Below are 26,002 nucleotides of genomic sequence, written 5' to 3' on the forward strand. Positions count from 1 at the left end.
GCACTGAAGAGAGAGTAGGGATACACTATTCTGTTATAACCACAACATGGAGAACGCCTAATGCGATTAACCCCTTGGTTGCTACCTTTTGCACTTAGCGCTGCTTTACTAACGACCACGAGCTATGTGTTTGCTGATAATCATGAATCTGAGAGTGAACAGCAAAAGCCTCTGGATGATGAGGCGCTTGAAGAAGAGTACGGTATTAAAGCGGGATCAGTGAAGCGTGACGAAGATGAAGGCGCTTCTTCTAGCGATTCCGAAGGCGCTGATGAGCAATCTCGCGTCAGCGAAGAAGAAGAAGAGGAAGAAAAGGGCGAAGAAGAAGCAACGCGTGCAGGTGAAGATGACGTAGCGCTAGAGCCTGGCGACAGTGAAGAGAGAAATCCCGAAGCTGGCACGGGTGGTACCGGTAGTCCAGAAGATGCTATTCATGATAGCGAGGAAGAGAATAGCAAAGAGAACAAGAATGGCACTGAAGATAACGAGTAACCTCAGTGCCCGGTGTACTACTTGGCAAGCCGCCGCGAATTAGCACTGCTGCGTTGATGATAAGGTTTCATAGTGTGCTTGCTGGTTACCCACCAAGGGGCTAACTGCCCATTCATTGAGTTAAATAGCGCTTTTTGCATGACGAGGCCAGCTTCCATGCTGGCCTCGAGTTTTTCCGTGACCATGCGCTGATTCTCTTGCATCATTTTAGGGCTGAAGAAAGGCTGTGTTTGCCATAAATGATTGCGCATAGTGATGGTTGATAAAGAGGTGGACCATAGCTCAAACGCCATAACCCCGACTTTCCATACATCAAACATTGCCACTGGCGTCGTGGGCATAAAAGTCAGTGTAGATGTGCGGTTCATAAAAAGGTTGCCTCTCTGTTGGAACATGAAAGCTCATGGCTTCTTCTCAGTGTTGGCGTATCAATGCTGCAATGCAATATCTATTTCGTTAGTCATAACCTGCGTTATTAAAAAAGAGTTGCAAAAAAAAAGAGTCACAAAAAAAGACGACCAAACAGGTCGTCTTTTTTGAAGCTCTGTCGTCTATGCGGTTATTTTATCTTGGGAGCCAGTTCGCCGCGCTCATAGCGTAGGAACATCTCTTCCAGGTTGATCGGTTTAATCTTGCTGGCGTTGCCGGCTGTACCGAAAGCTTCGTAGCGAGCGATACACAGGTCGCGCATCGCAGTAACGGTTTCCTTCAAGAACTTGCGCGGGTCGAATTCAGCAGGGTTCTGGGCCAAAAAACGCCGCACTGCACCGGTGGACGCCAGGCGCAGGTCAGTATCGATATTAACCTTGCGCACACCGTGCTTAATACCTTCAACGATCTCTTCGACGGGCACGCCGTAAGTTTCCGGAATCTCGCCGCCGTACTGGTTAATCACTTCCAGCCATTCTTGTGGTACGGAAGAGGAGCCGTGCATAACCAGGTGGGTATCGGGGATCCGTGCATGAATCTCTTTGATGCGTTGAATAGAAAGCGTGTCTCCGGTCGGCGGTTTGGTGAATTTATAAGCGCCGTGGCTGGTGCCAATGGCAATCGCCAACGCGTCGACGTGAGTCTTTTTCACAAAATCGGCGGCTTCTTCGGGGTCTGTCAGCAACTGTTCCATATCCAGCTTGCCTTCAGCGCCGATGCCGTCTTCTTCTCCGGCCATGCCCGTTTCGAGACTGCCCAGGCAGCCCAGCTCGCCTTCAACGGAAACGCCACAGGCGTGAGCCATTTCCACCGTGCGACGGGTAACATTGACGTTATAGTCGTAGTCAGTCGGTGTTTTGCCGTCTTCGCCCAAGGAGCCGTCCATCATCACCGACGAGAAGCCAAGCTGAATTGAACGCTGGCACACCGCAGGGCTGGTGCCGTGATCCTGATGCATGACAACAGGGATATGCGGAAACTCTTCAACGGCTGCCAAAATCAAATGGCGAAGAAAAGGGGCGCCAGCATACTTGCGCGCACCGGCAGAGGCCTGCACGATGACCGGTGAGTCGGTGGCATCGGCGGCTTCCATAATGGCGCGCATCTGCTCAAGGTTGTTGACGTTGAACGCCGGAATGCCGTAGCCATATTCGGCGGCGTGGTCGAGCATCTGGCGCATGCTGATCAGAGCCATGAAATCACCTTATCCTGAGTTTTTAAAAACATGTTATTAAAAATACGTTCTAAAACGGAGCAGCTAAAACCACTACTTCCGGCTGCGAGCGTGCAAGTTTGAGTCGTTTAATGTTAACCGTGTTTGGCAGCGGCTTCGAGAGCCGCAACGGCAGGCAACTGCTTGCCTTCGACATACTCAAGGAAGGCGCCGCCGCCAGTGGAAATGTACGACACGCGATCTGCAATCGCATATTTATCAATAGCCGCTAACGTATCGCCACCTCCGGCAATCGAGAAAGCTGCGCTATCCGCAATGGCCTGAGCGATGACCTGAGTGCCTTTACCAAACTGATCGATTTCAAATACACCGACAGGGCCATTCCATAGAATAGTGCCTGCGTCTTTCAACATACCCGCCAAGTGAGCCGCGGTGTCTGGGCCAATATCCAGAATCATTTCATTATCGGCCACTTGATCGACCGGTTTGACAACAGCCTCTGCCGACTCAGAGAACTCGGTGGCAACAACAACATCGCTCGGGAGCGGAATCGAAACCTTTTCCATCAGCGCTTTTGCTTGGCCAACCAAATCGGCTTCGTGGAGTGATTTGCCGACATTGTACCCCGCCGCGGCAATAAAGGTGTTGGCAATACCCCCGCCGACAATTAGCTGGTCGCATTTTTCAGCCAATGCGGTAAGTACATCGAGCTTAGTCGATACTTTTGAGCCACCAACGATGGCCGCCATTGGGCGTGCGGGATGCGCCAACGCCTTTTCTAACGCATCGAGCTCTTGGGCAAGCAGTGGCCCTGCGCAGGCACTCGGTGCAAAACGTGCGACGCCATGGGTAGAGGCTTGTGCGCGGTGGGCGGTGCCAAAAGCGTCCATCACAAAGAGATCGCAGAGGGCGGCGTATTGTTTCGCCAACTGTTCATCGTCTTTTTTCTCGCCGCTATTAAAGCGCACGTTTTCAAGCAAAACGATGTCGCCGTTAGCGAGATCAAGCGTTTCGCCGACCTTTTCACCGAGGTAGGTTTTGATCAGCGGTACTGGGCAGCCTAACAGTTCACCTAAGTGCTCCGCTACCGGCGCGAGGGAAAACTCCTCGGTGGGTTGACCTTCGGTGGGGCGCCCTAAATGGCTCATCAACATCACTTTAGCCCCAGCCTGCGCAGCCGCTTGAATCGTCGGCAATGCGGCTCGCAGACGAGCGTCGCTGGAGACGCGACCATGTTTGATGGGCACATTCAGGTCTTCACGGATCAGCACGCGTTGCCCTTCCAAGGGCAGATCGGTCATCTTTTTCACGTTCATGTGAGCGGTTTCCTCGTGTTTTATGCCGTTGAACTAACTATGAGCAAGTCATGTAAACAGATTATGTGTCTGTCGAAAGCCTAGCCAATCGTTGACTGATATCGAGCATACGATTAGCGAACCCCCATTCGTTATCGAACCAACACAGCAACTTGATAAGACGTTGACCGGCTACTCGGGTTTGAGTGGCGTCCAGAATGCCTGAGCGCGGGTCATGATTGAAATCGACTGACGCCATAGGCGCTTCAGTATAGCCAAGCACACCTTTTAAGCGCTGCTGGCTGGCGGCCAGCAATATCGCATTCACGTCATCGCGATGGGTATTACGGCTGACGGTGAGGGCTAGATCCATAGCAGAAACATTGATCGTTGGAACGCGCACGTGCAGGCATTCAAAGCGCCCCGCTAGATGCGGCATTAAGCGGCTAATGCCAAGTGCCAGACCGGTATCCACCGGCACAATTGAGTGCATCGCAGAACGGGTGAGACGTAAGTCAGTTTGGTGATAAGCATCGATCACCGGCTGATCGTTCATGGCCGAGTGAATCGTGGTGGTGACACCGTGCTCAAGGCCGAGTGTTTCATCCAGAACCGTCAAAAGCGGCACAAGGCAGTTAGTGGTGCACGAAGCGGCAGAAAGAATGCGCTGGGAAAGGTCCAGCTTTTCTTCGTTAATGCCCCATACGATAGTGGCGTCGACATCATTTTCCGCTGGCTGAGAAAACAGCAGCCGCTTAGCGCCTGCTGCTAGATGCTGCTCGGCAGTGGCGCGATCTTTAAAACTTCCCGAACACTCAAGCACCAGGTCTACCTCGAGCGCTTTCCAGGGTAGCTTCCGTGGGTCTTGTTCGCAGAGCACCTGAATGCGCTGACCATTGACGATAAGGGACTGACCGTCGTTATCGACGTCTCCAGGGAAGCGGCCATGAGTCGTGTCGTAACGGGTCAGGTAGGTAATGGTAGCAAGGTCAGAAAACTCATTAATGGCGACTATTTCAATCTCAGGATGATGCCGCTCAACGAGCGCCCGCAAAACGCACTGGCCAATACGGCCGTAACCGTTAATGGCAATGCGATATCTGGAAGCAGAATTAGCCATGCAGAAGGGCGACTCTTAAAAGTGGTTCAATGATTAAAATGACGTTGAAAACCAGCAATGATAACGCATTTCAGCCAGCGATTCTTATCATTGGCCCGCCCCAATTAACTGCCCATGCCGACTAGCCGCCAGGCAAGCGGCAGCAACACCGCAGTGAATATACCCGTAAGGCTCATTCCCAGGGACGCGAATGCCCCGGCGGTGGGGCTAAGCTCAAATGCCCTGACAGTACCAATCGCGTGGCCGTTAAGCCCCAGTGCAAAACCGATTAAGCGGTCATCATCGATATCCAACCAACGCGCGGCGAGGCTAACACAGGGAATCGTGATTACACCGGTGACCAACAGTGCTCCTAGTAGCAATGCTACCGTGCCGCCAAGCTGTTCAGTAATACCGATCGCAATCGGCGCAGTTACCGATTTAGCGGCAATGGAAGCGAGTATCGTATCCGAGCTACCCAGCAACCAAGCGATTGCCAGCGAATAGAAAGCCGCCAGGGTTGCAGCAACGGGCAAACAAATCGCCAAAGGCCGCCATAACTCAACGATACGTGGCAACTGCTGATAAAGCGGCATGCCCAGCGCCACCGTGGCGGGGCCCAAAAGCACCGTCAGCCACGTAGCACCCTGCTGATAGGTGGCGTAAGGCAGTCCTATCAGCGCTAACGCCCCCGCCAGCAGCAGCGCCGCGATCAAAATAGCGGGAAGCCAAGAGGGGCGCTTTAAACGCTGGAACAGACCGCTACCAAGTAAATAAGCGGCGAGCGTTAACCCCACCGCAAACAGCGGAGTAGTGGTTAATAGGGTGAGCAGCGATGCCTCAGCGGACATAGGGTTGCCCGATTAGCCGCTTGAGTAACCACAGCGTAGTAAACACACTGAGTAATGTGCCTAGCACTAGCGCAATAAGGATAGCGGTCCACTGTCCTGCTAGCTCGCCAATGATAAAAAATACACCGACAACGCCGGGCATAATCAGCATGGCGAGCAAGGCAATTAGCGGCTGGGCGGCAGCTGCAATGCTGGTAGGAACGCGGCCTCGTACGGCGAGAGTCGCACAGAGCAGCAGCATGCCAATGACGCCTGAAGAGATCGGCAAAGCGGTGAAGTGGATCACCACTTCACCGATCAGCCAGTAGCTAATCAGCCATAGAAAGCCACTGAGTACCGGCATGATTTAGCCGAGCAATTCGTTGGCTTGCTTGACCACATTCTCGACGGTAAAGCCGAAGTGCTTGAACAGATCACCCGCCGGGGCCGATTCGCCGTAAGTTGTCATGCCAATGACACGGCCTTCCAGGCCCACATACTTGTACCAGTAGTCGGCGTGAGCGGCTTCAATCGCGATACGCTTGGTCACTGCCTTAGGCAGTACGCTCTCGCGGTATTCTGCATCCTGACCGTTGAAGCGATAGGCCGAAGGCATGGAAACCACACGTACCGCCTTACCCTGCTGTTCAAGCTCGGCGGCGGCGTCCATCGCCAACGATACTTCAGAACCGGTCGCAATCAGAATCAACTCGGGCGTACCTTCGCTATCCTTAAGCACATAGGCGCCGTTCTGAATGGCTGCCAGCTGCGCTTTAGTGCGCTGCTGGTGAGGTAGGTTTTGTCGTGACAGTACCAACGCGGTGGGTCCCGAGTGGCGCTTGATAGCTGCATCCCAGGAGGCAGCAGTTTCTACCGCATCACATGGCCGCCAGGTGTTTAGGTTAGGCGTGGTGCGCAGGTTAGTGAGCTGCTCGACTGGCTGGTGAGTTGGGCCATCTTCACCCAGGCCGATGGAGTCGTGAGTGAACACATAAATGACCTGCTGACCCATCAACGACGCCATGCGGATCGAGTTGCGCATGTACTCCATAAACAGCAAGAAGGTAGCGCCGTAAGGTACCAAACCGCCGTGCAGGGCGATCCCGTTCATGATTGCACCCATGCCAAACTCACGCACACCGTAGTGCAGGTAGTTGCCACTGGCATCTTCCGGCGTGATCGCTTTAGCACCTTTCCAAAAGGTCAGGTTTGAGGGTGCCAGATCGGCGCTGCCGCCCAGCAGTTCCGGCATTTGGGGGCCGATCACATTCAGCGCTTCAAACGAGGCTTTACGTGATGCGATGGTCTCGCCGCGCTCCTGGGACTGTTCAATCAATGCTTCTGTGGGCAGTTTCGCAGGCAGCTGACGCTTCATGCGGCGAGTGAATTCACGTGCTTCCGTGGGGAAGGCCTCCGCATAGCGGGCAAAGCGATCTTCCCATGCCTGCTGCACAGATTTGCCGGCTTCACGGGCATCCCAGGCAGAGTAGATGGGCTCAGGGATATGGAAGGGCGCGTGGGGCCAGTCGAGCTGGGTGCGGGCCAGGGCCACTTCTTCATCGCCTAATGGCGCGCCGTGAGCATCCTCTTTACCCTGCTTGTTGGGGGCGCCAAAGCCAATGATAGTCTTACAGATAATCAGGCTGGGTTTATCGTCGTGGCTCTTGGCCAGCTCAATCGCCGCTTTTATCTCCTCCGGCTTGTGGCCATCCACGTTTGGTACTACGTGCCAGCCGTAAGCTTCAAAGCGCTTGGCGGTATCGTCGGTAAACCAACCTTCGACCTCACCATCAATAGAGATACCGTTGTCATCGTAAATTGCGATCAATTTACCCAGCTGATGGGTACCCGCGAACGACGCCGCTTCGTGGGAGATACCTTCCATCACGCAGCCGTCGCCCAAAAAACACCAGGTGTGATGGTCAACAATGGTATGGCCAGGGCGGTTGAACTGGGCCGCTAAGGTTTTTTCCGCAATCGCAAAGCCCACAGCGTTGGCAAAGCCCTGACCGAGGGGGCCGGTAGTGGTCTCGATACCCGGCGCGTAGCCAAATTCTGGGTGGCCAGCGGTGGGCGAGTGCAACTGACGGAAATTTTGCAGTTGTTCGAGGCTAAGCTCGTAGCCGCTTAAGTGCAGCAGTGAATAAAGCAGCATGGAACCGTGACCATTGGAAAGCACGAACCGATCACGATCGGCCCACTTAGGGTCTTCGGGGTTGTGCTTGAGGTAGTCATTCCATAGCACCTCGGCAATATCCGCCATGCCCATGGGCGCACCAGGGTGGCCGGACTTGGCCTTCTGAACGGCATCCATGGAAAGCGCACGAATGGCATTGGCTAGCTCAAAACGGGATGGCATGGGGGTGCTCCTCGCCTGAAAACGGAAATTATAAAGGCGCTATTGTCGCTGACTTCCCATGTGGCGGCAAATGTAGCGGAAAATTCTGGTAAACACGTTCTGGGAAGCATCGCCGACAGCGTGTAGACTCTGCCTCCCGAAGTGGTGGAGAACGTCATACTGCCGCTTCACTAATATGGGCAGGGGTCACCTGCCATGATTTCCTGCTGATGCTGTGGATTACAGGCAGCCGTCATACAGAGGGTCGAGTGCGCGATGAGCGAATATTCCCTGTTTACCTCCGAGTCCGTCTCCGAAGGTCACCCCGATAAAATTGCCGATCAGATTTCTGACGCGGTGTTAGATGCCATTATCGCCCGTGATAAACAGGCGCGTGTTGCCTGTGAAACGATGGTGAAAACCGGCGTGGCGATCATTGCCGGTGAAATTACCACATCAGCCTGGGTTGATTTAGAAACCCTCGTGCGCGATGTGATTATTAGCATCGGCTATAACTCGTCTGACGTCGGTTTTGACGGCGCGACCTGCGGCGTGGTCAACCTGATCGGTAAGCAGAGTGTCGACATTGCCCAGGGGGTTGATCGCACCAAGCCGGAAGACCAGGGCGCTGGCGACCAGGGCCTGATGTTTGGTTACGCGACCAACGAAACCGATTCGTTTATGCCCGCGCCGATCCACTACTCGCACCGTTTAGTCGAGCGTCAGGCCGAACTGCGTAAGAACGGTCTGTTGCCGTGGCTGCGCCCCGATGCCAAAAGCCAAGTAACCTTTCGCTATAATGCCCAAGGCCAGCCCTGTGGTGTCGATGCCATTGTACTCTCCACTCAGCACGATCCTGAGATTAATCAGGAGGATCTGCGCAAAATGATCAAGCGTGAGGTCATTGAGCAAGTGATCCCCGCTGAGTGGCTGGATGAGAATACCCAGTACCACATTAACCCAACCGGTAAGTTCGTCATTGGTGGTCCGGTAGGCGATTGCGGCCTAACCGGGCGCAAGATCATCGTTGACACCTATGGTGGCATGGCACGCCACGGTGGTGGCGCGTTCTCGGGTAAAGACCCTTCTAAGGTTGACCGTAGCGCCGCCTATGCGGGCCGCTATGTGGCGAAGAACATAGTAGCCGCGGGCTTGGCTGACAAATGTGAGATTCAGGTCTCCTACGCGATTGGGGTTGCTGATCCCACCTCGGTCTCTATTGATACCTTTGGTACCGGTAAGATTGACGATAAGCAGATCGTTGCGCTGGTACGCGAACATTTCGACCTGCGGCCCTACGCGATTACCAAAATGCTTGATTTATTGCACCCGATGTACCAACTCACCGCCGCTTACGGTCACTTTGGCCGAGCGCCGTTTGAGCACAGCTATACGTGGAGCGATGATAAAGGCGAACAGCATACGGAAACCTTTACCGCCTTCCCGTGGGAAAAAATTGATAAGGCCGATGCGTTGCGTCAGGCGGCCAATTTGTAAGCCATTCGCTACACTGTTTGTAAGCAATGGATGAAATCGCCCCTCTGGCTCCGGCCAAGGGGCTTTTTTTATGCTTTATTTCAAAACCCTGCGCTAGGCTAAGCCTAAAGGCCTATGGGATAACGCTAGGGGTAAGTAATGCTGTTGAGTGTACGAACTTGGCTGTTGGGTAGTCTGATCTGGCTTGTCACTTTTTCCGCACAGGCTGCCAATTGCCCTGCTTGGCCGAAAGAGCGCTTAACCAACGAAAGCCAAGCATTAGCCGAACAGGTCCAGCGCTGGGACATTGCCTACCATGACGAGGGCGTTGCACTGGTCGACGATGCCCTTTACGACCAAGCCGTGGAGCGCCTAGCAACGTGGCAGCGCTGTTTAGGCACCGAGCCCAACCATCGACCGCTTTCACGAGTGACACACAGTCGCGGCACCCTTGATCATCCGGCGGCACAGCGTGGGCTTAACAAGGCAGATGAAGATGAAGTCAGGCGCTTTACCAGCCGGCGCGAAGATCTATGGATTCAGCCTAAAGTGGACGGTGTGGCGATTACGCTGCGCTATGCTGATGGTGAATTGGTTGAAGCCGTTAGCCGTGGCGATGGCGAGCGGGGCCAAGATTGGACGAACCGAGTGCGTCAGCTACCTGCCGTACCCAATACGCTGCCCGAGCCTATTTCTGCGCTATTCCAGGGCGAGCTGTATTGGCAGCTAAATCAGCACGTGCAGGCACGCTCGCCTGCCTCGGGCGCCCGCGGGGCAGTGGCGGGAGCAATGGCGCAATCCTCTCCCACAGCGGCCACCCTTGAACGTATTGGCCTGTTTGTTTGGGGCTGGCCCGATGGGCCAACTACGATGGAAGATCGTTTAGCGCAACTTAGTGCGCTGGGATTTAATACCGCTGACTACACCTACCCGCTGGATGATCGTCGTGATGCCAACTATTGGCGCGATAACTGGTTCAATAACCCGCTTCCTTTTGCTACCGATGGGGTGGTGATCAAGCAAGCTGAACGTCCTGGTATTCGCCGCTGGTCATCATCGCCCCCTGAGTGGGCCATCGCCTGGAAATACACCGCTCAACAAGTGCTGGCTGAAGTGCGCGGCATTGAGTTTCGCGTTGGGCGCACTGGGCGTGTGACGCCGCTGGTGTGGCTTAATCCGGTGCTGCTGGAGGGGCGTCGCATCAGCCGCGTCTCGCTAGGCTCGCTGGCGCGTTGGGAGTCATTGGATATTCGCCCCGGCGACCAGGTGGCCGTTTCTCTGGCGGGCCTAACGATTCCTCAGCTAACGGAGGTTGTTTGGCACACTCAAGAACGTTCGCCGCTGAGCGCGCCTTCGGCGCAGCGTTACCACCTGCTGAGCTGCTTTGAATTAACCCCAGGCTGCGAGGCACAGCTGCTGGCGCGGCTTTCCTATCTTGGCGAAGAGCTAGGTATGCAGGGTGTTGGCGAAGGTACCTGGCAAGCGCTAATGGACGCGGGAGTAGTGACCCAGTTACTGGACTGGCTGAACGCTGAGTCGCGTCAACTGCAGGAAGCTTATGGTATTGGCCAGGTCACTGCCGCCGCGCTCACTGAGCAGTTTCAAATCGCTAAGGGTAAGCCTTTTGCGGCATGGCTGAGTGCGCTCGGTGCGCCGCCGGGTAGCGAAGCGGTACGCGCTGATTGGAATGAGTTAGCGAGCTACCAGCGTGAAGAGTGGCAAGCCGTTCCAGGCGTCGGCCCGGTGCGCGCTGATGCGCTGGTGGCGTTTTTTAGCCATCCCGAGATACAGCGCATGGCTCGGCAGCTTAACGAAGCGGGTGTTGCCGGTTTTTAATCGCTAACTTTTAATTACTAACCAAGCCCGGTAAGGCGCAGCATCAAGCCCAGGTAGAGGGGAATCAGCAGCGGCGCAAGCAGGGTCGTGACCAGCACCGCTAACGCACCTTTTTGCGGCTGAATCCCCAGCTCCATCGCCACTACCACGACGTTAGCGGCCATGGGCACTACGCCTATCAATAGCAGTGCCATGGCAAGCTCAGTGGAGAGTGGAGAGACCCACTGTAATACTAAAACGGCTACTAACATGACCAGCGGCCACATTAGGTAGCGCAGGCCCACGCAAGTGGCCACAAAACGCGAATCCCAGGCAGAAAGCGTCACCTGACTGAGCGTCATGCCAATAATCATCATGCCCAGCAGCGTGTAGGTGGCGGGGAACACTGCCAGCGAACTCATTACCCCTGCGGGCAGCGTTATCTCAAAGGCGCTCAGTAGTAACGCTAATAAGAACGCGTAAATAAGCGGTAGGCGTGAAATCTTGATCAAACTTTCGCGGACCGAGAAGCGCCCGCGCGCACTTAGATAGAAGCCCACGGTGAATTCGTAAATATTGATCCCCAGCATGCAGAACAGGTAAAGCGTCACGCCCTCAGCCGGTAGCAGAATCAATGCAATCGGTAAGCCAAAATAGCCGGTGTTGCCCGTCCCTGAGGAGAACGCCAGCAGGGCTGCTTCCTGCTCACCAAAGCGGTGGTGAGTGATGCGCTGTACCACCAGAGCCATCAGGCTTGTTAAAATGAACAGCGCTAATGTCAGCAGCAAGTAGTCAGGAGTAGGGCCACCGTTCATCAATGCACGAAAAATGGTGAAGGGGGCAATCAGATAAACCAATAGCGTAGCGATGGGGCGAGGGTCTAGTTTAAGCCGTTGGGCGGCAAGCCAGCCTAACGCCACATAGCTTAGTAACATCAGTAGCGGCCCAACCAGTGCCCCTGGTGCAAGATCCATCTACCCTCCCATAAAGTGTGTTGTGACTGACGAACATGAGCCGAATTAAAGGCCGAGCGTGGAATCTTTCATTAGCCCCAGCGCAATGGAACAGCGAGAATACCCCAAAATATCATTTCTATTGAGCTAAAAAGGAACTCCCATGAGCAGCCACGAGCATCCGCTAGGTATCAGCTTCGAATTTTTCCCGCCCAATACCGATGCTGGGCGCGACAAGCTAATACATGTTCGTGATGAGCTGGCCGCCCGCAAGCCGCGTTTTTTCTCAGTTACCTATGGCGCCGGTGGATCGACCCAGGCGCGTACCCGTGAAGTGGTGCGAGCGGTGAGTGAGAGTGGCATTACCACCGCGCCACACCTCTCCTGCATTGGTAGCGAGAAAGCGCAATTACGCGACCTGCTGGCTCAGTACCGCGAGGAGGGCGTGGATAGTCTAGTCGCGCTGCGAGGTGATATGCCTTCAGGTATGGGAAGCATTGGCGAGTTGCGTTATGCCAACGAACTGGTTGAATTTATTCGTGCGGAAACCGGCGACCATTTCGATATTGCTGTCGCTGCTTACCCTGAATCGCATCCACAGGCCGCCAACCTGGATAAGGATGTGGAAAATTTTGCACGCAAAATGAAGGCGGGGGCCAATATGGCCATTACCCAATACTTCTTTACCGCTGATGCCTACTTCAACTTCGTTGATAAAGCCCGAGCGCTGGGCGTCAAGCAGCCAATTATTCCCGGCATTATGCCGATTACCAACTACACCAAGCTGGCGCGATTCTCTGACGCTTGCGGCGCTGAGATCCCGCGTTGGATTCGCAAGCAGTTAGAGTCCTATGGCGACGACAGCGAAGCGATTGCCGCTTTCGGGACTGATGTGGTGAGCCGTCTTTGCCAACGGTTGTTGGAGGGAGGCGCGCCGGGGCTGCACTTCTATACGCTTAACCAGGCGGCGCCGGTGCTCAAGATCGTCGACAACCTGACGGATTAATCTCGTTGTGTGACCAGCTTTGCACGTATGAAAAACCCCGCTCAACAATCGTTGAGCGGGGTTTTTTAGGCTTGCCGATGAGTGGTTAAAGGCACTCAGCCAGCTTGCGCTGCTTTGCTTCCTCCACCGTGAGCCTTACGCTGCATCATGAATAGCACGATACCAATCGCAAGGCCTGCAATGTCGGTATAGATGCCGCCGTAGATTAAAAACAGCGCGCCTACCAGCATAACGACACGCTGCACTAGGTTAACGGGGCCAAAGAACCATTTCTGCACCATACCTGAGAGCAGCACAATGCCCAGCGTCGCAGTTAACCCAACGCGTAGGATCTGCATCGGTGAGCCTTCCATCAGCATTGCTGGGCTGTAGAAGAACATGAACGGCACGATGAAGGCGGCCAGACCAATCTTGAAGGAAGCCACCGATGTGCCCATGGGATTGTCGCCAGAGATACCGGCGGCTGCATAAGAGGCCAAGGCAACCGGCGGGGTAATCGCCGACACGACCGCAAAGTAGAACACAAAGAAGTGGGCGATCAGGGGCTCAATGCCGATATTGATCAAGCCAGGAGCAACCACCGACGCGGCCACCGCATAGGCGGCAGTGGTGGGCATGCCCATCCCCAGCAAAATGCTGATCAACATGGCGAACACCAGCGCCAGTAATTGGCTGACACCGGCGAGGCCCAGTAGCAGTGACGAGAAGCGTGCGCCAACACCTGTCAGCGAGATAACCCCGACGATCAAACCTGCGCAGGCGCACACGGCGATAATCTGAATCGACATGGTGCCTGCGATTTGCAGGGCTTTGAGAATCGCGCGAAGGCCCATTTTATTGGGTGAAATCCAGCTAACCACGGCGGCTGAGGCCGTTGCCAGGGTGCCGGCGCGGATGACTGAATAGCCCATAAACAGCGCGACAATCAGGATAATAATCGGCGCGAACAAGTAGACTTGTTTTACCAGCCTTGAAAAAAGCGGAATTTCATCTTTGCGCATGCCGCGCATGCCTTTACGGGCGGCTTCAAAGTCGACCATAAAGTAGATAGAAGCAAAGTAGAGAATCGCCGGGATAACCGCTGCAATAGCGATTTCGGTATAAGGGATACCGGTCACTTCGGCCATGATGAAAGCACCTGCGCCCATGATCGGTGGCATGATCTGCCCGCCGGTTGAAGCGGCGGCTTCTATGGCACCTGCGCTACGCGCGGGGTAACCCACCTTTTTCATCAAGGGAATGGTCAATGAGCCAGTGGAAACGACGTTGCCCGCCGATGTGCCGTTGATCATACCCATTAAGCCAGAAGCAAAAATAGCCACCTTGGCGGGGCCGCCACGGGCACGGCCTGCTGCAGCAAAGGCAAAGTTAACGAAGTAATCGCCTACTTTTGATGCCTGCAGGAAAGCCGCAAAAATAATGAACAGAATAATATAGGTCGATGACACGGCCGTCGTTGGCCCGAGGATACCTGCATCGGTATACACCTGACTGAAGAAGCGTTGCAGTGACAGACCTGGGTAGCCTAAGAAGCCTGGCAAGTAAGGGCCAGCAAATACGTAGGTGAGGAAGACCGCAGAGATTACCACTAGGGCTAGGCCGGCCACACGGCGGGTCAGTTCCAAAATCAGCAGAGAGCCTGCGATAGCCGCCCATGAAATACCTGACGGAGCGAAAGATGTGCCCGTCGACATACGAATATTGGTGTTATAAGCCACCAGCAAATAACCGGCACTGGCCAGCGCGCATACCATGAGCACTAAATCGGCAGGGTTGAAGCGATGCCGCGCCTGACGATAAAACCAAGAAAGTACGATCGCACCTGCTGTAGTCGCCATTAATGGATAGCCGTAATGCCAGTTCTCGATATTTGGGTCGATGCGCATCGCGCCGCCGCTGAGCGTCTGGTACATCACAAACACCTGCGCCAGGGTATAGGCAGCGGGAATCAGTAGCGCGTAGCTAGCCCATTTAATCCAAGCTCCCGAGGCTTGGTGACCATCATCAGCAAAACGGGCGCCGGAAAATAGCCCATAACCGAGCACCAACGCCCCGGCAATATGCACGATACGAAACGACCAGGTTTCCATCGGATATACGTTCAACGAAATCAGGTGAAAGCTAGAGTAAACAATGGCTAATGCCGCAAATAGTAGGAACTGCCAGCCAGTAAATAGTCGGCGATTTGATTCAACAACGTCGTCATCGACACCATCGGCAATAGACTCGGGTATCGCTGAGGCCGCGTGGGCATCATCCTTGAGACCATTGGGTTCTTGGTCGGTTTTGTGACTCATTAGAGTTCACCCTCACAGCAAAAAGCAGACAAAGGGGGGAGTAGCGAATCTGCCCCGCCCGGCAGAACCGGAAGCGGGGCAGTTAAGGCAATAAAAGTTGCTTAGTTAATCATGTCATCAGCAATGTCATAGCCGTTCTCTTCGTACCAGCGTGCAGCACCAGGGTGAAACGGCAGAACGGTGTTGTGCTTGATGTTTTCCGGGATCGTAGTGGCCGCACTGCGATGAACGGACTGCATCCGGTCATTGTTTTCCATGGTCGCTTTGGTTACTTCGTAAACAAAGTCTTCCGGTAGATCACAGCCTGCAATCGCAAAGTTCCACATGGAAACGGCGCGCGCGTCTTCTTCTAACGTTTCATAAGTGCTGGCCGGAATCATGAACTCAGCAACGGGGTAGTTTTCCAGCACGGTTTCCATTTCTTCTTCTGTGAACTCAATGATATTCACATCCGTCTGTACTTCGAGCTGGCTAACCGCAGGGATCGGGATGCCGGCAGCGAACGCTACAACGTCAAGTAGGCCATCCTGCAACTGACCGCCGAGGTCTGACCAGCCGCCATTGCGACGCTCAAAGTCCACGCCTAAGGTCTCTAAAATGGCTGGGAAGTAGGTATCAGACGTTGAGGCAGCTGGGCCAAAACCGATACGTGCGCCATCAGGAATGTCGGAAATGGACTCAATGCCGCTGTCAGAAAGTGCGGTAATGGAGAACGGCGTTTCGTACATGGGGAACATAGCGCATACATTATCCATCTGCATGCCAGGAGCTAACGGGCTTTCGCCTTTAATGGCATCAGAAGCGGGGCCCATGGTGGTTAAGCCAAATGCCATGTCGCCTGTGTGTACCAATGCCAAGTTTTGAGTGGGGCCGCCGGTGACTTCACCGCCGCCGGATACACCCAGTTCATCAGCAATAAAATTCGCCCAGCCTGAGCCGTAAACGAAGTAAGTGCCGCCCTGGCTTGCGGTACCAACGGTAAAGTTATCGGGCCAATCGGAACGGTCTTCTTGAGCCTGGGCACTGCTAGCCGCCGCCACTAGCAGGGCGCTGCTGGCGAGAAGAGTAAAGGTTTTAGGCATTGGTTTGCGCATGGCGAAAGTTCCTAGCTGTTATTGGGGTTATAGTCTGATGGTTCCGATCAATACCGCTAGTCGAACGGATTAATCAGACAATGCAGGAGTTATAACAGCGATAGTTGTGCCATTTAATTTTTATTTTTTTAAAAACAATCGGTTATTAATTTTATATTCGACTTTGGTGGAGCGCGCTTTTCGCCATTATGTCCGGTTGTTCGCACGACTGTGGGTTTTAGGTGTGTGGATAACCGCACACATATTGAGCTGTTTGGAAATGATCGGTTTCAGGCCCGCGCCGATTATGCAGGCCTACCTTTGATAGGGAGGGGTTAGCGAGAAGGTTTGCCTGGGTCCAGAATGCGCACAGGTTGTACATCTTGCTGCTTCTGGTCATCGCGCACCTGATTAACGCGAGTGGTCATTTCGGTGAGCGCGTCTTCTTCAATGGGCAGTTGCTCAAAAAAATCGCAACTGACACATTCACGGTAGCGAATACCGTTTTGTTCCCAGGCGCGGATTCGATCCATTTCTGCACAGCGGGGGCAGGTAACGCCCGCAATAAAACGTTTAACCGTTGACATAACAAGCTCCTAGCGCGCGGCGGCTTGGCGCCGCGCATGGGAAAAGCGTATCAAAAAAGCATCAAGCGGCACGGATGCCGCAGTGGCGTAGTAATGGCTCAACGCTAGGCTCACGGCCACGAAAGGCGATAAACAGCTCAGCCGCATCACGTGCGCCACCCTGCTCAAGGATTTCGCGGCGGAAGCGTTGCCCCGTTTCCGGATCGAAGATGCCGGTTTCTTCGAAGGCGCTCCAGGCATCTGCCGAAAGAACTTCCGCCCACTTGTAGCTGTAGTAACCAGCAGCATAGCCACCAGCAAACACATGACCAAAGCTATTCTGGAATCTGTTGAAAGATACCTTGGGCAGCACTGATACCGCCTCACGTACTTCATCGAGTAATGCTTGCACGTCGCTGGCGCTGGGGGCGCTAAGCTCATGGTGCAAACGCAGATCAAACAGCGAAAACTCTACTTGGCGCATCATACCCATGGCGGACTGAAAATTCTTAGCCGCTTGCAGGCGCTCTAGTAGCTCTGCGGGCAGCGGTTCACCGCTATCCACGTGTTTGGCGAGCAGGTCTAGCCCTTCGCGCTCCCAGCAATAGTTTTCCATAAACTGGCTGGGCAACTCGACCGCATCCCAGGCAACGCCATTAATGCCGGAGATATCGGCAATATGCTGCTTGGTCAGCATATGGTGAAGGCCGTGACCAAACTCGTGGAACAGGGTAGTCACCTCATCGTGGGTGAGCAGCGCAGGGCGGCCACCTACCGGGGCAGTGAAATTGCACGTCAGAAAAGCGACCGGCAGTTGAAGGCCGTTTTCCGTTTGGCGGCGTACCCGGCAATCAGCCATCCAGGCACCACCGCGCTTACCTTCACGGGCGTAGAGATCCAGGTAAAAACCGGCAATCGGCTGGCCATTTTCAGTGATACGGAAATAGCGGACGTCAGGGTGATAGCGGGGCGCTTCGGTATCTTCTTCGAAACGCACGCCGTAAAGGCGTTCAACTACCTGGAACAGGCCGTCGACCACTCGGGGGGCCGGAAAATAGGGGCGAAGCTGCTCTTGCGAGATCGCATGGCGCGCTTCGCGCAGCTTTTCACTGGCATAGGCAACATCCCAGGGCTCTAACGTTTCCAGGCCAAGTTCGTCCCGGGCGTAGTCACTTAGCTCGGCAAACTCCTCTTTAGCCTGGGGCAGCGCCCGGCGGGCTAAATCGTTGAGAAAGTCGAGCACCTGCTCGGGGGATTCCGCCATTTTGGTGGCCAGCGAATAATCAGCATAGGTCGCAAAACCGAGTAGCTGGGCAATTTCGCTGCGTAGCGCCAATATCTCTTCCATGATGGCGGCGTTATCGAATTTGCCTGCGTCTGGCCCTTGATCTGACGCGCGGGTAACAAAGGCGGTATATATCTCGCGGCGTAGTTCCCGGTTGTCGGCATAGCTAACCACCGGGAAAAAGCTGGGGAAATCCAAGGTAATACGGTAGCCCGCTGCGCCCTTGGCTTCAGCGGTAGCTTTTAATGTGTCGAGGGCGCTTTCCGGCACGCCTGCTAACGCCTCTGGGCTATCGATATCTTTGTGCCATGCTTGAGTAGCATCCAGCACATTATTAGAGAACTGGTTAGACAGCAGTGAAAGGCGTGACTGAATCTCGCCGTAGCGGGCTTTCTTGTCGGCGGGAAGATCCACACCGGCAAGTCGAAAATCACGTAGGGCATTTTCTACGGTTCGTCGTTGGGCAGCATCTAATTCTTCCCAAGCCGGGCCTTCTTTCAGCGCCTGCCAGCCATGAAACAGCTCTTCGTGTTGGCCTACCCAAGTGCCAAAGGCGGATAGCTTCTCAAGACATGCCTGGTACGCCTCGCGCAACTCAGGGAAGTTCATGGTGCCGTTAAGGTGTGACACCGGTGACCACGCTTTCGTCAGTCGGTCATTAACAGCTTCAAGCGGCACCGCAAAATTGTCCCAGTTTGGCGGGGTGGCGGCTGCCTGTGCGGCGAGGCGATCAATGGCTTCGCGACTTTCGCTCAGCAGCGTTTCCACGGCGGGCTCCACGTGCTCGGCGCGAATCTCAGCAAAAGGGGGCAGCTCGTGCGTTTCAAGCAGCGGATTGGAGGACATGGGCACCTCGATTGGTATCGTTTTTAAAAACCATAGTGAGCGCAAAACACGCGACAATAATGACACAGTGCGGGCGGTGGGGCCGTGTTTCAATACCCGCTTCAATGCTAGGTTGTCTACTCGGTTTGCACTCAGGGTTTGGCCTGCACGCAAGCGCCTGCTAGTCTTGCCGCCTTTTAATGCCACCAATGGCAGGAGCATGTGATGAGCGAGACGCTGGAGCGCTGGGGGTCGAAGCGGGCCTTTATCTTGGCGGTAACAGGTGCTGCGGTGGGGTTAGGCAACATCTGGCGCTTCCCTTATGTGGCTGGGGAGAACGGTGGTGCGGCCTTTTTGCTGATTTACGTGGCGTTTGTACTGCTACTGGGTATTCCGGTGATGATGGCGGAGATATTGATTGGGCGCGCCGGACGGCGCGGGCCGATGCAGGCGCTGGGGGCCTTGGCGGCCGAGGCGGGCGCTTCGCCTCACTGGCGCTGGCTGGGGCTTTTCGGGGCGTTCACCGTGTTCTGTATCTTGTCGTTCTATTCGGTGGTGTCCGGCTGGTCGATTGAATTTCTAGTGGCTTCCGTCAACGGCAACTTCAATGGCGCGAGTGCCGCTGAGATCGGCGCTGGCTTTGAAGCGTTTTTAGCCAACCCAGGGCTGCTAATCTTTAATCACTCGCTGTTTCTATTTATGACCATGACCGTTGTAGCGGCGGGCGTTGCCAAGGGGCTGGAGCGGTTGAATAACCTGCTGATGCCACTGTTATACCTGCTGTTACTGCTACTGGCGGGCTATGCCGCGACCACCGATGGCTTTGGTACGGCGCTGGCATGGCTGTTTCTGCCCTCTTTCGAGGCATTGACGCCATCCGTGGTGGTACATGCGATGGGCCATGCGTTCTTTACCTTGGCAGTGGGGGCTTGTGCACTGATGGCGTATGGCGCTTATATGCCGGAAGAGCAGAGCCTGCCCAAAGCGGCGGTAGCGGTTGCGGTGCTCGATATCAGTGTGGCGCTATTGGCTGGGATCGCTATTTTCTCGGTGGTATTTGCCCAGGGTATGGACCCTGCCGACGGCCCAGGCTTGATGTTTGTTACCTTGCCCATCGCCTTTTCTGAGCTGCCGGGGGGCTCGGTATGGCTAAGCGTGTTCTTTTTATTATTGCTGCTAGCCACTTGGACATCGGCGATTAATCTGGCGGAACCCATGGTCGCTACGCTGCAGGGGCTGGGAATGCGCCGGAGTATCTCGACGGCGATCGTGGCGCTTAGCGTATGGCTGATTGGGCTATTATCGGCCTTTTCTTTTTCATCCTTGGCGGAGTTCCGGCCGTTGCTTGGGCGCAATATATTTGAGCTTGTCAGTAGTATTCCGCCGGATGTCTTCCTGCCATTGGGCGGCTTGTTAATTGCGACGTTTGCAGCCTGGGTAATGCCCCGTGGGAGAGTGGTCAGTGCGCTGGGCGTTGGTGAAAGCGGCTACTTGGTGTGGCGTAATACCATCCGCTGGGTGTCGATTCCGCTTACCTTTATTGTTCTACTGGCCGGGTTGCTATAGTGCAGGAATCAAATTCTTTAACTGCCGATTAGAACTGTCCATCAGAACCCTAGGAGCGATTATGAGCAGTGCGTTAAGGCGCTATCAAGGTATGGAGCCCCAGCTGGGCGAGCGCGTTTATATTGATCCGGCCTGTGTGGTTATCGGCGATGTAGTACTGGGTGATGACTGCTCCGTGTGGCCAATGGCCGTTATCCGTGGCGATATGCACCGTATCCGCATCGGTGCCCGGACCAGCGTGCAGGATGGCAGTGTGCTACATATTACCCACGCCAGTGATTTTAGCCCCGAGGGTTTTCCGCTCACCATTGGCGAAGACGTGACCATCGGCCATAAAGCGATTTTGCATGGCTGCACGTTAGGAAGTCGAATCCTTGTCGGGATGGGGGCGATTGTAATGGATGGCGCGGTGGTGGAGGACGAAGTTATTATTGCCGCAGGCGCAGTGGTGACGCCGGGCAAGCATCTGGAAAGTGGCTACGTTTATGCAGGCAATCCGGCCAAAGCGCTGCGCCCGCTTAAAGATAAAGAACGCACTTTCTTTCCTTATACCGCAGGCAACTACGTTAAGTTAAAAGACCGCTTTTTGGCAGAAACACCCCGTTAACGTCCTTTTTCTAAGCAACTGCTCAGCCAAATTTTTCCCTTAATAAGTCATGTCGCGGCCGCCAGAAATCTGTTAATTTATCCAGTTTTCTGGGGTGCCGTGTCATGGCTAATTTTCGCACGCATATTACGGTGGCAGCGGCGGGCGGCATGCTGGTAGCTTACGCAGGCTGGAAAGCGCAATGGTGGCCGCCTTCCCAAGCGGTAATGATGATTGCGCTCGTGACGTTCGGGGGCATTTTGCCCGATATTGATGCCGATCGGTCTCACTCTATCCGTTTGATTTTTAACTTACTTTCAGTGCCTGCCTTAGTGCTGGGCGCATTGGTGCTCCAACCATGGTTGACGCCGGGTGCGCTATTGATTGCCTGCGGTGGGATCTACTTCTGTGTGCGCTATTTGGCCAGCTTGCTATTTTCGCGTTTGACCGTTCATCGCGGTATTTGGCACTCCCTTCTAGCAGGTGGGCTATGTAGCCTACTCACCGCCGCGTTAAGTTTTAACTTGCTCGACCAGCCCGCGTGGTCGGCGTGGTCTCACGGTGCAGCTACGTTGGTAGGGTTTGTCATCCACTTGAGTTTGGATGAGGTCTACAGTGTTGATCTTGAAGGCGCCCGGTTGAAGCGCTCGTTCGGAACGGCGCTCAAGTTAGGCGATAGCCGGCGGCCTATGTCCAATCTGTTGATGCTGATTGTGACGTTAACGTTAATTCCCTGGGTGCCGCCTTGGTCAGTGTTGGGTGAGTTGCTACATCAAGGTTCGCTACTGTGGCGATAGTCGTCGGCATTGAGCCCGTGCTTCTTAAGCTTGTCGTAAAAGGTTTTGCGCGGAATGCCTAGGTGACGACAAACGTCGGTTACCCGGCCGTGGTAACGCGCTAGCGATTGGCTAATTAGGCTCTTTTCGAACAGCTCAACTTGGCGCGGCAGCGTGGGTTCTTCGGTGTCAGCGTTGGCCCCTTCCAGCAGTGCATCCAGGCGATAGTCAAAGGCAGCGCCGAGTAGTACGTAGCGCTCGGCTAGGTTGCGTAGCTCACGTACGTTACCGGGCCAATCATGGGCTAGCAGGGCGGCAATCGCAGGACTATCGAGAGTAGGAGCTTCCAGCCCGCTGCGGTTGGCAGCGACGACGGCAAAGTGTTGAAACAGTAAAGGGATATCCTCGCGCCGCTCGCGCAGGGCGGGCAGCGGCAGGGTGACCACGTTCAGGCGGTAGTAAAGGTCCTCGCGGAAATTTCCCTCTTCGGAGGCTGCCTTGAGATCCACCTTGGTGGCCGCAATCACGCGAATATCGAGCGGAACGGTTTCATTGGCGCCAAGCCGTTCCACGCTGCGCTCTTGTAGTACCCGCAGCAGTTTGACTTGTAGCGCCATGGGCATTGATTCAATTTCATCCAAAAACACCGTGCCGCCGTTAGCGTGTTCAAACTTCCCAATGCGCCGCTCTACGGCACCGGTGAAGGCACCTTTTTCATGGCCAAACAGCTCGGACTCAATGGTGTTCTCGGGTACCGCGCCGCAGTTGATCGCCATAAATGGGCTATTGCGCCGGGCGCTACGCTCGTGGATAGCGCGGGCTACCAAATCTTTGCCGGTACCTGTCTCGCCAAACAGCAGTACGTCGGCTTCTACTTGGCTGATGCGCTGGATCATAGCTGCTAGTCGAGAAATGATCGGTGTGCGGCCAACCAAGCGGGGACCTAACGCGGCTTGTTGCACTTCCAGTTCGGCTTTAAGGCGGTGGTTTTCCAAGCTGAGCTGGCGCTTTTCAATACCACGGCGCACCACATCCAGTAGCTGATCACCGGCAAAGGGCTTCTCAAGAAAGTCCCAGGCGCCGGCCCGCATCGCTTCTACCGCGGTAGAAATATCGCCATGCCCGGTGATTAAAATGATCGGCAAGGTAGCGTCGCGGTTGTGTAACTCATGCAGTAACGACATGCCATCCATCCCCGGCATGCGAATGTCGCTAACGATCACCCCAGGGAAGTTGGGGGTTAATGCCGCCAGGGCTTGTTCCGCCGATTCAAAGCAGTAGGGCGTATAACCGGCAAGTTCGAGCGTTTGGCTGGCGGTGATCCGCAGATGCGGTTCGTCGTCGATCACCATGACCGGCAGCGTCGACGGCTCATGCATAGTGGGAGTGCTCCTGGGCTTGAGTAAATGTTGAGTGAGGTAGCGTAATGGTGAAGCAGGCTCCCCCACCGGCTTGATTGGCAGCCTGCAGCTTTCCGCCTAAGTCGTCCATGATACGTGAAGAAATGGAGAGTCCCAGGCCTAAGCCACTCCCCGGCGCTTTGGTGGTAAAGAAAGGTTCAAAAATATGCCCTAAGTGCTCTTCAGGAATACCGGGTCCGCTATCTGTAACGCTAATAATGACCTGGTGTTGGTGTGTATGGGCGCCGAGTGTTAGTTGTGGTGCTGGCACCGCTTTCATAGCCTGTAGTGCATTGCCGATTAAATTAACCAAGACCTGTTCCAGGCGGACCAAGTCGCCTTTTACCCATAACGTTTCATCGGGCCAATTCTGAATAATAGTAATATTGCCTTCGCGGATGCGGCTCTGAAACAGACGCAAGGCGTAATCGATACAGGCTTGTACTGAAATAGTCTCCTGACGCTCGCTGCTTTTACGCGAGAACTGACGCAGCTGGGCGCTGATATCTGCCATGCGCTCTGTTAGCTCAACAATTTGTTCAAGGTTAGCATCTGCTTTTTCGTGGCGTGCTAATGCCATAAAGCGGCGAGCGTTCTCCGCGTAAGCGCGAATAGCCGCTAACGGCTGATTGAGTTCATGATTGATACCCGCGGCGAGTTGTCCTAGTACGGCAAGCTTTGCTGCTTGAATAAGCTCGTCTTGGGTTTGTCGTAGATTGGCTTCGGCTCGGCGGCGCTCTTCAATTTCATCAGAAAGGCGCTGGTTGCTGGCCACCAAATCTCGGGTGCGGCGTTCTACGCTAACCTCTAATTCATCGCGGACGCGGGCCAAGGTGTTACGCTCGCGATCGGCAAATGCCTCCCGCTCTCGGCGTAGTCTTAGACGCTGCCAGCCAATACCCGCGCCGAGAGCGACCATGCCGTAGAGACCGCCCGCCATGAGGGCGGCGATCCACTGAGCGCTAATCACCGGTGTTAGCGGCTTTAAGATATGCATTTGCCAGCCAAACTCGGGGATAGGCCGAGTCAAGCTGAGGTAGTCCCCACCGCTTAGCGGACCTTGAGAAAAACTTACCAGTTGGCTACCCAGGCCGTAAGGGGCATTGATTTCAATGCCTGAGGGTGTCAATGGCTCCATAGCATAGCGGCGCGTATCGCGTAGGGTTTGGCGTTGTTCATCAGTAAGCGGATAGAGCGCATTCATGCGCAACTCTGGGTGGCTGGCCATAAATATAATATTGTCGCTATCAGTGACAAATAGTTCAGCATCCTGCTCTGCCCAGCTCTCTTCAACGTCGTCTAGTAGTACTTTAACCACTAACACGCCGTCTGGCCGTGAATCTGGTGATGTGTCGTCTAGCCACACCGGAGATGAAAAATAGTAACCCCGTTCAAGGGACTTGATTCCTAACCCAAAAAAGCGTCCCTGTCCGCCTGCAATAGCATCAGTGTAGTAGGAACGAAACGCATAGTTCTGACCAATAAACGTGTTGGGGCGATGCCAGTTGCTGGCCGCGATAGTGTCGCCATCGCGGTTAAGTAAATAGACATCCGATACGTCTGCTGTAAAGCGGAAACGGTCTAACAGCATATTCAGCGGCATCGGGTCTTGGCTGTTGGGGGAGGCTAAAAAGCGTTGCACGCCTTCCCGAGTAGCCAGCATTTGCGGCAGGTAGTCGTAGCGTAGCAAATAGCCGTTTAGGTTGGCGGCGGACAGCCGCAGCTCGTTTTCAGCCTCGTCCTGCAAGTTGGAAAGCGCTTGTTCGCGTGCCAGTTGAGCTGCCTGCCACATACAAAACAGCAAGCCGAGTGAAATGACCAGTAGCCACAAACGCCGCCAGCGTAGTGGCAAAGGGGCGGGCACTTGGTTGTTCGTGGCTGCCCTTTTCATGCCAGTGTCTTGCTAGTGCCTTGGGCGCGACGAAGTGCACGTTGGGCGCGCGTCTCAGCCCTGGCCATCTCAAGCAGCCCTTCTTCAACAAACACAAGGTGTTCATGGGCGCGAGCACGGGCGTCCTCAGCGCGACCTTCTAAGATGGCATTGAGCAGGGCGCGGTGCTGTTGCATTAACTGGCTGCGCGAGCCTTCCTTGGCAAACAAATGGGCCAAGTTATTGACAATACTTTTTTCTAACAAGTGAAAAATGCCACGAATGGTATGCAGCAGCAGGACATTATGGGCGGCCTCGGCAATGGCGAGGTGGAATGCCGCATCAAGCTTCGCTTCTTGGATAGGATCGGCACCTGCAAACCCGCCGTCGAGCTCTTCAAAGCGCTGGATCAGAATGGCCTTGTCGGCAGGGGTTGATCGCAGCGCAGCGTAATAGGCAGAGATTCCTTCCATGGCGTCGCGGAATTCGAGTAAATCTAGGTTGAACTCATCATGACGGGAAAGCATTTCCAGCAATGGGTCGGTATAGCCATTGCTGAGATCATCATTTACAAAGGTGCCGCCCCCTTGGCGACTGGTCAATAAACCCCGAGCAGCTAATTTTTGTATGGCTTCGCGTAAAGAAGGGCGCGAGACGCCAAAGCGTTCGGCTAATTCACGTTCGGGAGGTAGGCGCTGTCCTGGCTTCAGGCTACCTTCCAACATCATGGCTTCTAGACGCTCAGTGATAACATCTGCCAAACGCTGCTGGCGGAGCGGTGGGTAGCTCATCTTGGTTAGCTCCTTTAATTGGTAAGACCAATATTAAGAGCTTTGGCGCTTTAGCTCAAG

The 26,002-nt window shown here is 54.7% G+C and carries 22 protein-coding genes; 7 read left to right on the forward strand and 15 right to left on the reverse strand.

The window, feature by feature from the left end:
• Positions 1-60 precede the first annotated feature (60 nt).
• Positions 61-492: a hypothetical protein gene (locus ACW44H_RS00250; RefSeq protein ID WP_457506163.1), complete on the forward strand. Its 432-nt coding sequence runs from the start codon at positions 61-63 to the stop codon at positions 490-492.
• A 17-nt stretch (positions 493-509) separates the two neighbouring features.
• Here ACW44H_RS00250 and ACW44H_RS00255 read toward each other — a convergent pair whose 3' ends face one another.
• The 7 genes from ACW44H_RS00255 to tkt form a co-directional block, all read right to left on the reverse strand.
• Complete coding sequence (locus ACW44H_RS00255; RefSeq protein ID WP_241524672.1) at positions 510-860, reverse strand: hypothetical protein; 351 nt, start codon at positions 858-860, stop codon at positions 510-512.
• Between the two features lie 191 nt (positions 861-1,051).
• Positions 1,052-2,116, reverse strand: coding sequence for a class II fructose-bisphosphate aldolase (gene fba, locus ACW44H_RS00260; protein ID WP_457506164.1), 1,065 nt, complete (start codon positions 2,114-2,116; stop codon positions 1,052-1,054).
• Between the two features lie 113 nt (positions 2,117-2,229).
• The gene (locus ACW44H_RS00265) at positions 2,230-3,411 is read right to left on the reverse strand and encodes a phosphoglycerate kinase (RefSeq protein ID WP_457506165.1); all 1,182 of its coding nucleotides are present in this window, start codon (positions 3,409-3,411) and stop codon (positions 2,230-2,232) included.
• A gap of 61 nt (positions 3,412-3,472) precedes the next feature.
• Positions 3,473-4,510: a type I glyceraldehyde-3-phosphate dehydrogenase gene (locus tag ACW44H_RS00270; protein WP_113271231.1), complete on the reverse strand. Its 1,038-nt coding sequence runs from the start codon at positions 4,508-4,510 to the stop codon at positions 3,473-3,475.
• A gap of 104 nt (positions 4,511-4,614) precedes the next feature.
• The gene (locus ACW44H_RS00275; protein WP_457506166.1) at positions 4,615-5,340 is read right to left on the reverse strand and encodes an LrgB family protein; all 726 of its coding nucleotides are present in this window, start codon (positions 5,338-5,340) and stop codon (positions 4,615-4,617) included.
• Positions 5,330-5,683 (reverse strand): CidA/LrgA family protein, encoded by a 354-nt coding sequence (locus ACW44H_RS00280; protein ID WP_113271233.1) that lies wholly within the window; start codon positions 5,681-5,683, stop codon positions 5,330-5,332. Before ACW44H_RS00280 ends, ACW44H_RS00275 begins: the two co-directional genes overlap by 11 nt.
• Positions 5,684-5,686: 3 nt before the next feature.
• Positions 5,687-7,678 carry a transketolase gene (gene tkt, locus ACW44H_RS00285; protein WP_457506167.1) on the reverse strand — a complete coding sequence of 664 codons (1,992 nt, stop codon included), beginning with the start codon at positions 7,676-7,678 and terminating at the stop codon, positions 5,687-5,689.
• Between the two features lie 255 nt (positions 7,679-7,933).
• Here tkt and metK point away from each other — a divergent pair, with 255 nt between their 5' ends.
• Together metK and ligB are read left to right on the forward strand one after the other, a co-directional pair.
• The gene (metK, locus tag ACW44H_RS00290) at positions 7,934-9,154 is read left to right on the forward strand and encodes a methionine adenosyltransferase (protein WP_113271235.1); all 1,221 of its coding nucleotides are present in this window, start codon (positions 7,934-7,936) and stop codon (positions 9,152-9,154) included.
• A gap of 138 nt (positions 9,155-9,292) precedes the next feature.
• Complete coding sequence (gene ligB, locus ACW44H_RS00295) at positions 9,293-10,969, forward strand: NAD-dependent DNA ligase LigB (protein WP_457506168.1); 1,677 nt, start codon at positions 9,293-9,295, stop codon at positions 10,967-10,969.
• Positions 10,970-10,986: 17 nt separating this feature from the next.
• Here ligB and ACW44H_RS00300 read toward each other — a convergent pair whose 3' ends face one another.
• Positions 10,987-11,922: an AEC family transporter gene (locus ACW44H_RS00300; RefSeq protein ID WP_457506169.1), complete on the reverse strand. Its 936-nt coding sequence runs from the start codon at positions 11,920-11,922 to the stop codon at positions 10,987-10,989.
• A 142-nt stretch (positions 11,923-12,064) separates the two neighbouring features.
• Here ACW44H_RS00300 and metF point away from each other — a divergent pair, with 142 nt between their 5' ends.
• The gene (gene metF, locus ACW44H_RS00305; RefSeq protein WP_113271237.1) at positions 12,065-12,907 is read left to right on the forward strand and encodes a methylenetetrahydrofolate reductase [NAD(P)H]; all 843 of its coding nucleotides are present in this window, start codon (positions 12,065-12,067) and stop codon (positions 12,905-12,907) included.
• 95 nt (positions 12,908-13,002) lie between these two features.
• Here the strand turns inward: metF and ACW44H_RS00310 are convergent, their stop codons facing one another.
• From ACW44H_RS00310 to prlC, 4 genes are all read right to left on the reverse strand, one after another.
• A complete protein-coding gene (locus ACW44H_RS00310) occupies positions 13,003-15,204 on the reverse strand; it encodes a TRAP transporter permease (RefSeq protein WP_457506170.1) in 2,202 nt (733 codons plus the stop codon).
• 101 nt (positions 15,205-15,305) lie between these two features.
• Positions 15,306-16,298 (reverse strand): TAXI family TRAP transporter solute-binding subunit, encoded by a 993-nt coding sequence (locus tag ACW44H_RS00315; RefSeq protein ID WP_457506171.1) that lies wholly within the window; start codon positions 16,296-16,298, stop codon positions 15,306-15,308.
• A 314-nt stretch (positions 16,299-16,612) separates the two neighbouring features.
• Positions 16,613-16,864: a YheV family putative zinc ribbon protein gene (locus tag ACW44H_RS00320; RefSeq protein ID WP_113271241.1), complete on the reverse strand. Its 252-nt coding sequence runs from the start codon at positions 16,862-16,864 to the stop codon at positions 16,613-16,615.
• Between the two features lie 61 nt (positions 16,865-16,925).
• Positions 16,926-18,974 carry an oligopeptidase A gene (gene prlC, locus ACW44H_RS00325; RefSeq protein WP_457506172.1) on the reverse strand — a complete coding sequence of 683 codons (2,049 nt, stop codon included), beginning with the start codon at positions 18,972-18,974 and terminating at the stop codon, positions 16,926-16,928.
• 204 nt (positions 18,975-19,178) lie between these two features.
• Here prlC and ACW44H_RS00330 point away from each other — a divergent pair, with 204 nt between their 5' ends.
• The 3 genes from ACW44H_RS00330 to ACW44H_RS00340 all read left to right on the forward strand — a co-directional run bounded on the left by ACW44H_RS00330 (position 19,179) and on the right by ACW44H_RS00340 (position 21,902).
• Positions 19,179-20,519, forward strand: a complete 1,341-nt coding sequence (locus ACW44H_RS00330) for a sodium-dependent transporter (protein WP_457506173.1) — start codon at positions 19,179-19,181, stop codon at positions 20,517-20,519.
• A 61-nt stretch (positions 20,520-20,580) separates the two neighbouring features.
• The gene (locus tag ACW44H_RS00335; RefSeq protein ID WP_457506174.1) at positions 20,581-21,126 is read left to right on the forward strand and encodes a gamma carbonic anhydrase family protein; all 546 of its coding nucleotides are present in this window, start codon (positions 20,581-20,583) and stop codon (positions 21,124-21,126) included.
• Positions 21,127-21,230: 104 nt separating this feature from the next.
• The gene (locus ACW44H_RS00340) at positions 21,231-21,902 is read left to right on the forward strand and encodes a metal-dependent hydrolase (protein ID WP_457506175.1); all 672 of its coding nucleotides are present in this window, start codon (positions 21,231-21,233) and stop codon (positions 21,900-21,902) included.
• On the opposite strand, the gene ACW44H_RS00345 is transcribed toward ACW44H_RS00340, so the two are convergent.
• Genes ACW44H_RS00345 through ACW44H_RS00355 form a run of 3 tightly spaced genes read right to left on the reverse strand, consistent with a single transcriptional unit; the run spans position 21,878 to position 25,942 of the window.
• Positions 21,878-23,260, reverse strand: coding sequence for a sigma-54-dependent transcriptional regulator (locus ACW44H_RS00345; protein ID WP_457506176.1), 1,383 nt, complete (start codon positions 23,258-23,260; stop codon positions 21,878-21,880). The two genes, ACW44H_RS00340 and ACW44H_RS00345, sit on opposite strands and share 25 nt — an antisense overlap.
• Positions 23,253-25,172, reverse strand: a complete 1,920-nt coding sequence (locus ACW44H_RS00350; protein WP_457506177.1) for a sensor histidine kinase — start codon at positions 25,170-25,172, stop codon at positions 23,253-23,255. Before ACW44H_RS00350 ends, ACW44H_RS00345 begins: the two co-directional genes overlap by 8 nt.
• Complete coding sequence (locus ACW44H_RS00355; RefSeq protein ID WP_113271249.1) at positions 25,169-25,942, reverse strand: GntR family transcriptional regulator; 774 nt, start codon at positions 25,940-25,942, stop codon at positions 25,169-25,171. The genes ACW44H_RS00350 and ACW44H_RS00355 overlap by 4 nt, the downstream gene beginning before the upstream one ends.
• Positions 25,943-26,002 lie beyond the last annotated feature (60 nt).

It is taken from the genome of Vreelandella sulfidaeris Esulfide1 (genome assembly GCF_054072535.1).